A 10,840-nucleotide genomic window follows, 5' to 3' on the forward strand; every position below is an offset into this window, starting at 1 on the left:
CTGCAAGGCGAAAGCATTCGCATTGAAGCCGATACGCTCTGCATCCATGGCGACGGTCCAAATGCGCTGGAGCTTGCGCACAAAATCCACGAGGCGCTCATCAAAGCAGGCGTAAAAATCATGCCCATGAATGTGCGCCACCGTTAGCAAAGATACCGGAACTAATCCCACAGCCATCGCCCCGGATTCAAACGGTTATGCGGGTCCAATTGTTGTTTCACCCGTTGCATGAGCGTCAGGCTATTTTCCCGCACATCCCAACGGTTGGGCACATCGGGGCCGGCCACCACACTCACAAATCCCTGGGGATGGACAAAGGCCCGCATTTGGGTAACTAGGGCTGCCAAATCGTCGGGCACAGTGGGCAACACGCATCGCCCTAAGCCCACGCCACTATGCAGTTGCAGCCACGCCTGGGGCGCCAGTTGTTCCAGATAGAGGGCCAGGGGAACCGTGCGGGTGGGCAAGACGCCAATTTTCAACAAGACGTGGGGGTGTGTTCCCGGCACACTGAGGATGCGGGTTAATTGCTCGCCCGTGTCTGGGGGCAATTCCACCATGCTGTCCGGGCATAACGCTTGCCAGCGGGTCACCTGTTCTGCCACACTCACCGCCGTCCCCCGCCATTCCACCCACACGCTGGGCTGTGCGGGCAACCCCAACTGCGCCACCAAGGCACCAGAGAGCACATCGCAGGCAGTAGGTTGCAACGCCGAATCCAACAACTGTTGCCGCACCCGTGCCAGGTCCTCCCCCTGTACCAAAAAACTGCGGGTCACCGGCGGCAAGGGATACAAGCGCAGCGTCGCCTGGGTGATGCAGCCCAACGTCCCCCACGCCCCCGTCAACAGTTTCATCAGGTCATAGCCCGCCACATTTTTCACCACCTGTCCGCCCGCTTTCACCTGCTCCCCATCCGGGCGCACCCAATGTATCCCCAACACCCCGTCCCGCACACCGCCATAGCGTTGCCGCCAGGCCCCTGTATCCGCTGTCGCCAGAATGCCCCCCACCGTCGCCCGATCCGGATAAAGCGGGTGTACCGGCCAAAATTGGCGCTGGGTCGCCAACTCCGCCTGCAAATCCACCCATTTCACCCCTGCTTCCACCGTGACCACCAAATCCGCCACCGAGTAGTTGACGATCCGGTTTAATGCCGCCGTACTTATCGTGATGCCAGGCGGATGGGTCTGTCTGCCCCAGTGGGCCTTGCTGTTTTGCCCCTGCAACCGCACCGCCTGCCTCCCCGTTTGCCGCAAAATTTCCCCCACTTCCGCCGCCGTCGCCGGGCGCATTGGAATTTGTAATAAATTGTCACATTCTGACCCAGTTATCCCCAGGTTCTCCCCAGTTATCCCCAACTTATCCACAGATTGCCCCAAGTTATCCACAGGTTCCAGCGTCATTATCCCCGTTTCCGCCCCCCCTGTGGATAATTTGCCCACATTAAATAACGTAACAAAAACTGGCCGCAAACCCCGTGTTTACGTGGCGTGTAAAGAATACTTCATAAATTGGCCGCATCAGGGAATTTGACAGCCCGTCTGGGTTTCGGCTGAAATAGCTGCAGGTGAGGGGTGTGGATTTGCAAAATTTCGTAACGTTATGCACGGGGTAGGGGATATGGCAGGTCGGGTGGTGTTACGGGCGGAGATTCCGCAGGAATTGCATGAAAGTTTGGAAGGGTATTTGGCTACCCATCCCGATTGGGATATGCATCGGGTGTGCAGTGCGGCGTTGTCGTTGTTTTTGTTGCAGAATGCGGCGCAGGACCGGCGGGTGGCGCGGGTTTATTTGGATGCCCTATTTCGGGTGCCCCGGTAGGCGGGGTATAACTGGAATAGTGGCTCCGGAGTTGGCACGGTTATGTTGCGATTTTTGGTGTTGTCGCCGGGTACGGAAGTGGAGCAGTTGTGGCTGTTTCCGTCCCTGCGCAGTTTGAGTCAAGCCCCGGCGCAGGTGGATGTGGTGGTGGCCCCGACGGTGCAGTCGCTGTATTCCCTGTGTCCTTGGGTGACGCGGGTGTTGACCTACGCGTATGGCAGTCGCAACAGTTTAACCGAATGGATCAACCTTTTGGGGGCGGTGCGGGATGGCTATTATGATGCGGTGCTGTTGACCCGTCCCAGTGGTAACTTGAGTTTTTTGCTGTGGCTAAGTGGGGTGCGGGAGCGGGTTGGGTTTTGCGGCGTGGGGCAACGGTGGCTCACCCAGGTGGTGACCCCGAAACCGGAGCAATATCCCCCGGAGTATTACCACGATTTGGTGGCCGCTTTAGGCATCCGGTCAGCCTGTGGGGCGATGGCCGTACAAATTCCGGCGGCGGCGCTGACCTGGGCCGAAACCCAACAACAGCAGTTGGGCCTCACCGCGGGGTATGCCCTGGTGGTTTGGGATGAGCAGTATCCCCACTGGGAGCAGGTGGTGGCGCAGTTACGGCAACAGCAACCGGACTTACCCCTGCTGGTTTGGGGGGAAGGGGGTGCAGGCGTTCCCCGCATCATGCCAGGCGATGTGGGACAACAGGCGGCCCTGCTGGCGGGGGCAACCCTGGTGCTGGTCAGCGAGGCCCAACCCTTGCCCTTGCAGTTGACGGTGGCGGTGCAAACTCCTGTGGTGGCCCTGTTATCGGCGGCCACACCCCGACGCATCCTCCCCAACTCGGATGTGTGTATACCGCTGCAAGCTCCGACCCTGGCCGAAATCAGCCCTGCTCAGGTGGTCCAGGCGTTGGGGCAGTAGCCGTCCAATTCAGCAGAACTTCCGGTTGGGTAGGAAAGGGACAGGTATCAGGGATCACTGCATCGTATTCCGCCCGGACAATGGCCACCGCGTCCGCATAACAATTCAGAACTATATCTAGGAAATAAGATCGCAAACTGGGCGATTGCTGCAAAATCTCTTGAATTTCGATTTGGGAACGCTTGATGGTGCCATCCCAACCACGAAAACATTCTGGCAGGTTGACGCAAGTACGTTTTAATAAATGCTCAAATAGAGCCGTTAATCTAATTTTTAATTCCCGCTTGTCTCGACCTGCCAAACCCTCAACCTCCACAATTAAATGCTCCCAATCCACCCGGCCAAAATCCCTGGTTTTTAGTGCATGAATGGTCTGAGCAAACCACAAGGCCAGATCGGTTTCGTATAAAGGGGACAGGGGTTTAAGGGGTGGTTGAGCCATTCTGTTCTCCTAGCGCTGTATAAGAGATGGGCAAACTGACTGCAAATTCCGTGCGCTTATGTTCACTGGTTAAGCGAATTGTCCCACCTAGGCGTTCCACTAATTTTTTCACCAACGCCAGACCCAAACCTGTGCCTCCATATTGCCAGGGGTCATGGGTAGGAATGCGGTAAAAACTATCAAAAATCCGTGCCTGTTCGGCAGGGGGAATCTCCACTCCCGTATTGATCACCCGGAAACAACAAAAATCCTGCGATTCTCTCTCAATGGCCAGCGTAATGGTTTCTCCCGCAGGTGTATATTTGCAGGCATTATGTAACAGTTCTTGCAAGATGCGTTCTAAAGACTGCCGATGCGTATGGAGTGGACACAATTCTGGCGGTGTTTGCACGATCAACGTTTGGTCGTGGCATTGGGTACGTTCCTCAATCAGTGGTAAAATTTTATCTAAAATTTGCTGGACATCCACCTGGGTCAACTCCAAGGTATATTCATCCGCATTTAACCGGGCTAGGTCTAATAAATCATTAATCAAATTTGTTTCTCGGTCGGTGGAACTTTTCAGAATATCCAAATACCGGGAAATCCCCAATTCTGGATCGGCCAGGATGCCACTTTTTTGTAATTTCAACTCCAGCATTTTCAGGGCCATTTTGATATTGTGCATGGGGGAGCGCAACTCGTGGGAAACCGTGCTGAGAAATTCATCTTTAAGTTTATTTAATCTTTGTAATTCGACCACTTGCGCCTGGGCTGCTTGATACAATTCTGACTGACGCAAGGCAATGGCCAAATGCAGACCGATATGCTGTAAAAAGTCTATCTCATCTGTTTGCCAAATGCGCGGGCCACTATTTTGATAGGCCGCCAAAAGCCCCCAGAGTTTATCACCTAGAAAAATGGGCACAATCACCAAAGCGCGGGCTTGGAACTTCTCTAGCAGTTCAATGTGGCAAGCTGTAAAGCCCGATTGATAAATGTCATTGCTCACCAAAATATAACGCTTTTGAAACCGCCCACCTTGGGTTTCTTCCAAACAATGATCCGAAAGGGTGGACACAGGAGCTGTGACCACTGATACCCAACCCGGTGCCACCGATTCAGCTAAGAAGTGACCACTCCAATCGGGGTTGAATTGATACACCACCACCCGGTCGCACCCCAAATTGCTACGGGTCGAATCCAGTACAATCTGGAGCATCTGTTCAATGCTGGGCGCCTGATGAATCGTCTCAATAATCAAGCGCAATAAACCCTCCTTTTGGGCTTGCTTTTGCAAAATTAAGGTGCGTTCATGGATGCGTTGTTCTAATTCTTGGTTTAGGGTTTGGAGTTCTAATTGGGCTTTCTTGCGCGGGGTAATGTCCAAACACACTGCATTCCATACCGTACTCCCATCGGCCTGCCGTTGGGGTTGGGCAAATACTTGTAGCCATTTGAGTTGCCCTTGGGGAGTGCGAATCCGAAACTCTGTCTCAATAAGTGATAAATTTTGCGCAGATTCCTGGACTAATTGCTTGAGCGTAGGCACATCTTCCGGGGCAACTAAACCCCATAGTTTCGGTATATTGTGTACCGCTTCTTCAGGCGTCACGCCATAGATTTTGGGAAATCCAGCACTCACATAGGGCAGGGCTTCCCGTCCATCTGGCCAAAGCTGATACCGCCACAGCGCAACCGGTAAATTACCCAGAACATTATCCAAAAGTTGTTGTTTTTCGGCGAGCGCCAATTCAGTCTCTTTTAAGTCAGTAATATCCACTGCAACACCCAAGATTTGGCAGGGAATCCCTTGCTCATTGCGCCGCCAAACACGCTCCTGGCTCAAAAACCACCGCCATTGACCAGATTTGGTATGCATCCGGTAAAAAATCTCTCTTCGTCCGTCATCATTGCTTTGGACAAGCTCCCTATCTAGGGCTTGTATCCTTGGTAAATCCTCTGGATGGATTAGCTGAGGAGCCAACTGATTACCCATTGCTTGCAGTTCGGCGACCGAGTAGCCAAGCAGTAATTCAATTTCAGGATTAACAAAAACATTCCGTTGTTCCACCAAATCATAGATGTAAATAATTGCTTGAGTAGCGACAAGAATCCGATGGAGAAATTCCGCTTGTTGTGCCAGTTGTAATTCGGCATTTTTCTTCTCCGTAATATCCAATAAAATTCCATCCCAGTAGGGTTCACCTTCGAGTTGCTGATGTACTGTTGAGCGCCCTTGTATCCACTTGAGCTTGCCGGAAGGGGTGACCACCCGCCATTCACAAAACCAATTGGTTTGGTTTGTAACGGCGGTTTGGATCGAAGATTCTAATAGCTCTAAATCCTCTGGATGGGTGAGCGTCGTCCATACATCCCGCGGATGGGCCATGATGTGATCCGCAGAGAGTTCAAATATCTCCTCTGCACCCCTACTTAGATAACTAAAATGCTCAGGCTGTTCCGGTGTGGCTGGGTGGTAGCGGTACACCAAGCCAGGCATATTCTCTAACAGGGTCCTGAGTTGCTCACGACTGGCGCGCAATTCCCGCTCTGTTTGCCGCAGCAAAGTGACATCCCGACCTATGGATTGAATGCTTAATAAACGCCCTGTATCATCAAAAATGCCTATATTTAGCCATTCCACTTCCAGAATTTGCCCCTGTTTACCGCGTATAGGATTGATATAAGAAAAAATGGGATTTTTCGGCGTCAATTGGCGGACATATTGCTCTAAAATCTGCAAATCTTCACGGTTGAGGATGATTTGCTCCCATTTCATTCCCACCATTTCGGCAGCCTCTAAGGAGTAGCCGAGCGCTTCGTGCAGGCAGCGGTTGGCAAAAGTAATCGTTGTATCGGGTAAAGAATAAGCCAGAAAATCGGTTTGATACTCGATAATTTGCCGATATTTTTCTTCATTTTTTTTGAGCATTGATTCGAGCGTTTTGGCTTCGGTAATATCGCTTAATAAGGAGATAAAACCTACCGTAACACCATTGACATTATTAATGGCAACGGTCTGTTCCCGAATGTCCATCACCGAACCATCTTGGCGTTGGAGACGATATTCCTCTTTGTAGTAGAGTGAGACCTCGGGTTTTGCTAGCCAAGAATACCGCACCCGTTCCCGATCTTCGGGGTGGATGACCTGCATCCATGCATTTCCTAAGAGGGCATCGGGCGGCATTTGGTAGAGTTGTTCGGCCAGGTATTCATTGACATAAATGAAATCACCTGCCGGATTTCGCAATGCCACACCGATGGGCAAGTTATCCAATAAAAAGTGATAGGGTTCATCCGCAAGGGTCGGCAGAGAAAACTCAGATTTGGATTGATGGTTCCATCCTGTGGCGGCAATCACCAAACCGAAATGGGCCGCGCATAATTCCCCTTGAGCCGTTATGGTTTCTGCCGGTGGCCCTGACCAATGCGCCACCAACCAACCCCATGCCTGTTGCTGAACGATGACCGGCCAAAACCACGTCTCCCCGGATTCCTGCGGGCGCTTGACCACCTGATTGGACGCAGGCATTGGCCCCGGTGCCAACGCCTCGCCAGCCGTCAGCACCACCTCTTGCCCCCGATAGAGCGCCAGATGCCTTGCCCCCCAACCCTGCCGGAGTTGGACTAGGGCAGTTTGCAGTACATTTTCTACCGCCTCCCCCGCTTGTATCCGGCGCGTGATTTCGGCAAGCAGTACATACAGTTCCGTAAGACCTATGAGCAATTCAACCACCTACCCCCTCTCTCAATGTATGGAATTTGGTGTAGCTTGGATCACTATCATAACCAAAATTAAAAATTCTGGGAGAAAGCTTAAAGCATTAATCCGGTCGGGGACGGTTGGGAATCACGCAGTTGGTACCTGGCATAGAGCAAGCATCTGTGCAGTGCCAATAGGCGATCATATTCATTGGCAATGTTGGGATGTTATGCGCAGAGAAGCAACCCACAAACTTCATCTGGGAAAGGCCAACACCTCTGGCAATTAGAGACGCTGCCAACGTAAAATCCAATGTCCTTAATTACAGAAGTGTTGAACCCCCAGGTATGGAATTCTGCAACAAAAATTTACATCTTAAGTATGGGACGACCCGCTGGCGCCAATGGACAAAATTCCACTCCTGCCGGATTAAAATTTCTATATGTTGCAACTTATCTACTAATTTAATTTACTTCCATACATCCGTGGAACTTTTAACAGTTGCAATAAATAAATAAACTAGAAGTTTTGAACCTTAAAATTTTGAGAGTTTGTGCCCAAATGTGCATCTGGTCTAACGATACACAGCACGGTCATTTCGGAGCCGAATTCTTATTTATAATGAAAAACTTTCTCATTAAGCATCTTGTCTGACTCAAATTTATGAATTTTTATTGCAGAGTTTAAGCGGTCGCTGTTACTTTTACAGGTGACGGATAGGCACCGGCAAACCGTAGCCAATTGGTTCGTTTTGAACATTCGCAACCCTTGGGGCAAACTATGGTAGGGTTGGCTATTACGGATGGCTCTAAACTGCAACGCCCCATGACCAGCATCACCCCCAGTCCCAGTTTCAGTTTGACCGTGCGCCTGGAAATCCCCAACCGGGTGGGGCAATTGGCAACCGTTTTGCAGGCGATTGGGGAAGCAGGCGGCAATTTAGGGCCAATTAACCTGGTGGAGCAGACCCGCCAAACTGCCGTGCGGGAAATTACCATTGACGCCACCAGCCCGGAACACGAAGAACGGATTATTCAAACCCTCAAGGCGTTGCCCCAGGTGCGATTGCTGAGTGTGGATGACCGCACGTTTAAGCTGCACCAGGGCGGCAAAATTCACCTACAAAGCAAAATCCCTTTGAAAAATCGGGCGGATTTGGCGATGGCCTACACCCCTGGCGTGGGGCGGGTATGCCGTGCAATTGCCCAAGACCCCGACCAGGTGTATCGCCTGACCATCAAACAAAATTGTGTCGCGATTGTCACCGATGGCAGTGCGGTGTTGGGGTTGGGGAATCTGGGCGCGGCAGCCGCTCTGCCGGTAATGGAAGGCAAAGCCATGCTGTTTAAGGAATTTGCCGGGATTGATGCCTTTCCCATTTGCCTGGCCACGCAAGATACCGATGCCATTGTCAATACGGTGAAATATCTGGCACCTGTATTTGGCGGGGTGAATTTAGAAGATATTAGTGCGCCCCGCTGTTTTGAAATCGAACAGAGACTGCAACAGGAATTGGACATTCCCGTCTTTCACGATGACCAACACGGCACGGCGGTTGTCACGCTTGCTGCCTTGCTCAATGCCCTGCGCTGGGTCGGCAAATCCCTAGAACGGGTGCGGGTGGTGATCAATGGGGCCGGAGCCGCCGGTTTGGCGGTCGCCAGCCTTTTGCAACGGGCGGGTGCCCAGGAGTTAATCCTGTGTGATTCGCAAGGCATTGTCAGTACCAGCCGTTCCGACCTCCACCCGACCAAAGCCGCCTTTGCCGTTGACCAAACCGGTACTTTGGCCGATGCGCTCGTCGATGCGGATGTGTTTCTCGGCTTGAGTGTCCCGGGTGCCGTCACCCCCGAAATGGTGATGCGGATGGCGCCCGACCCGGTGGTGTTTGCACTGGCCAACCCCGTGCCGGAAATCCAACCGGAATTGGTCGAGGACAAAGTGGCGGTGATGGCGACCGGACGCAGTGACTACCCCAATCAAATTAATAATGTGCTGGCCTTTCCCGGCATTTTCCGGGGCGCCTTAGACAGCCGGGTGCACCGCCTCACCCCTGAGTTGTATCTGGCCGCCGCCCGTGCCATCGCCAGCCTGGTCGCTCCCCAAGAATTACAACGGGAGTACATTATCCCTTCGGTGTTTGACTCGCGGGTAGTGCCGACGGTCGCCCAAGCCGTGGTCCAAGCGGCGCGTGAGGCGGGGTTGAACCGGTGTTAGGGGGGCTTGTCATACTGGGTTTGGCGTTTTATAATCAATCCTTGTGGCTTTGAAAAAAGGGATGGCAAAGACCAAACTCAAGACCCGCAAGGCGGCGGCCAAGCGGTTTCAGGTGACAGGCAGCGGCAAAATTCTGCGGCGCAAGGCCATGCGGAACCACCTGTTGCAGAAAAAATCCAGTATTCGCAAACAGCGGCTGGCACGCAAGGTCGAGGTGCATGCGCGGGATTTAGAAAACGTGCGTTTGATGTTAGCTATTTGAGTATTTGGGACTGAGGGGATACCATGCGAGTCAAACGGGGGAATGTGGCCCGCCAACGGCGCAAAAAAATTTTGAAATTGGCCAAGGGGTTTCGGGGTGCGGCTTCGTTGCTCTTTCGCACGGCCAACCAACGGGTGATGAAAGCCCTGCGGAACGCCTACCGGCACCGGCGGGAGAAAAAACGGGATTTTCGGCAGTTGTGGATCGCGCGGATCAATGCGGCGGCTCGCGTGCATGGTTTATCCTACAGTCAATTGATCGGCCAACTGGCCAAGGCCAACATTCCCCTAAACCGGAAAATGTTGGCGCAAATGAGCATTTTTGACCCAGACACCTTTGCCCAAATTGCCCAAGCGGCTAAAACCCACGCTGGTTAATTGAAAATGACTGACCGGTAGTGTGGAACGCGGCAGCAAAAGTTCATAAATTCACGTCAGACAACATGCTGAATGGGAAGGTTTTTTGTCATCAATGAGAACTCAGCGCCTCAATGACAATGCTTTGTATCATTCGGCTCGATGCACATTTTGGCACAAACCCTCAAAATCGTAAGACTTGACGCTTTTGGTACTATAGCTAGGTAGGTTAAGGTTGTCGCCTGAAGATTCATGGCTACGCCATTGTGGGGCTACGCCCAGCGACCCATATCATGTCAACCTTTGTATGCTTAGCTATATCTAAAACAATTTTCTTCCCTGCTCCAATGGTGGGCAACAACATCTCTGTTAACCAGGCAATCAATACTTGCAAATTACAACTATAGTCATTTCAAACAAGTTTGCGACATGCGCCTTTACCTGAAAACCCTGTCCTGGAAGGGGATACAGTGATGACCAGTGCCTCAAAGTGTTGCATTTTCCTGTGAAACGACTATACCAATCCCAGTAAATGGTGCAACCAATTTCCCTAAATGATAACCACTCATCATGCTGATTCTCTCTCTTTTTGCCAGGTCGTTGACCGTATATTCTTTGTCCTTTTCGCCCCCAACCATATTCATAAACATCTCGATTATCCATCCCAGACTGGTCAATATAGACTAAATCTTCATTCTTTCTTTTCCTCTTTCATCATCTTGATGAACTGTTGTCGCTCTTCTTCGTTTTGTTCTTCATAAGAGTATGTTTTTTTTACGGGTAAAGTTGATTTTGTAGCCTGACCAAAAGAACAGTACACGTGACAGTACCAACAAACTCAGGACTTAACCCCCAAGAACGTAGGTACCAAGCGAGTGGGTATTTTGGAACAGCATCGCCAGGAAGTGATGGCAATCATTGCAGAACACCCAGACTTCTACCTGTGGCAATACCAAGAACTGTTGCGGGAGCGCTTAGGGATTGATGTAAGTACCGTCACGATACACAATTTCTTGAAAAAGCAAGGAATGACTCTAAAAAAAGACTTACCGCAGCGCGAGAGTCCAAGAAGAGGAGGTGCAAAGAGAACGACGAGCTTATCGTCAAAAAGTCAGGGATATTCCAGCGGAGGATTT

At 51.6% G+C, this 10,840-nt stretch carries 10 protein-coding genes and 1 pseudogene; 7 read left to right on the forward strand and 4 right to left on the reverse strand.

The features are described 5' to 3' along the window. Nucleotides 1–15: 15 nt before the first annotated feature. Nucleotides 16–147 carry a LamB/YcsF family protein gene (locus ACWISF_RS10730; RefSeq protein ID WP_448381587.1) on the forward strand — a complete coding sequence of 44 codons (132 nt, stop codon included), beginning with the start codon at nucleotides 16–18 and terminating at the stop codon, nucleotides 145–147. A 14-nt stretch (nucleotides 148–161) separates the two neighbouring features. On the opposite strand, the gene ACWISF_RS10735 is transcribed toward ACWISF_RS10730, so the two are convergent. After that, entirely contained in the window at nucleotides 162–1,406 is a 1,245-nt protein-coding gene (locus ACWISF_RS10735; RefSeq protein ID WP_448381579.1) for an FAD-binding oxidoreductase, read from the reverse strand. A 217-nt stretch (nucleotides 1,407–1,623) separates the two neighbouring features. Between ACWISF_RS10735 and ACWISF_RS10740 the strand changes: the two genes are divergently transcribed. Both ACWISF_RS10740 and ACWISF_RS10745 read left to right on the forward strand, forming a co-directional pair. Then, nucleotides 1,624–1,824, forward strand: coding sequence for a DUF2811 domain-containing protein (locus ACWISF_RS10740; protein ID WP_448381580.1), 201 nt, complete (start codon nucleotides 1,624–1,626; stop codon nucleotides 1,822–1,824). Between the two features lie 42 nt (nucleotides 1,825–1,866). After that, a complete protein-coding gene (locus ACWISF_RS10745) occupies nucleotides 1,867–2,742 on the forward strand; it encodes a glycosyltransferase family 9 protein (RefSeq protein WP_448381581.1) in 876 nt (291 codons plus the stop codon). On the opposite strand, the gene ACWISF_RS10750 is transcribed toward ACWISF_RS10745, so the two are convergent. Next, nucleotides 2,705–3,184, reverse strand: a complete 480-nt coding sequence (locus ACWISF_RS10750; RefSeq protein ID WP_448381582.1) for a DUF29 domain-containing protein — start codon at nucleotides 3,182–3,184, stop codon at nucleotides 2,705–2,707. The two genes, ACWISF_RS10745 and ACWISF_RS10750, sit on opposite strands and share 38 nt — an antisense overlap. Then, nucleotides 3,165–6,902 (reverse strand): sensor histidine kinase, encoded by a 3,738-nt coding sequence (locus ACWISF_RS10755; protein ID WP_448381583.1) that lies wholly within the window; start codon nucleotides 6,900–6,902, stop codon nucleotides 3,165–3,167. The genes ACWISF_RS10750 and ACWISF_RS10755 overlap by 20 nt, the downstream gene beginning before the upstream one ends. A gap of 792 nt (nucleotides 6,903–7,694) precedes the next feature. Here ACWISF_RS10755 and ACWISF_RS10760 point away from each other — a divergent pair. The 3 genes from ACWISF_RS10760 to rplT all read left to right on the forward strand — a co-directional run bounded on the left by ACWISF_RS10760 (nucleotide 7,695) and on the right by rplT (nucleotide 9,725). Continuing rightward, nucleotides 7,695–9,086 carry a malic enzyme-like NAD(P)-binding protein gene (locus ACWISF_RS10760; protein ID WP_448381588.1) on the forward strand — a complete coding sequence of 464 codons (1,392 nt, stop codon included), beginning with the start codon at nucleotides 7,695–7,697 and terminating at the stop codon, nucleotides 9,084–9,086. 61 nt (nucleotides 9,087–9,147) lie between these two features. Beyond that, nucleotides 9,148–9,348: a 50S ribosomal protein L35 gene (gene rpmI, locus ACWISF_RS10765; protein WP_448381584.1), complete on the forward strand. Its 201-nt coding sequence runs from the start codon at nucleotides 9,148–9,150 to the stop codon at nucleotides 9,346–9,348. A gap of 23 nt (nucleotides 9,349–9,371) precedes the next feature. Further along, complete coding sequence (gene rplT / locus ACWISF_RS10770; RefSeq protein WP_448381585.1) at nucleotides 9,372–9,725, forward strand: 50S ribosomal protein L20; 354 nt, start codon at nucleotides 9,372–9,374, stop codon at nucleotides 9,723–9,725. Nucleotides 9,726–10,189: 464 nt separating this feature from the next. Here the strand turns inward: rplT and ACWISF_RS10775 are convergent, their stop codons facing one another. Then, nucleotides 10,190–10,348, reverse strand: a complete 159-nt coding sequence (locus ACWISF_RS10775; RefSeq protein ID WP_448381586.1) for a hypothetical protein — start codon at nucleotides 10,346–10,348, stop codon at nucleotides 10,190–10,192. Nucleotides 10,349–10,503: 155 nt separating this feature from the next. Here ACWISF_RS10775 and ACWISF_RS10780 point away from each other — a divergent pair. Further along, nucleotides 10,504–10,840: pseudogene (locus ACWISF_RS10780) on the forward strand (IS630 family transposase); the annotation flags it as partial.

It is taken from the genome of Gloeomargarita sp., assembly GCF_053491055.1.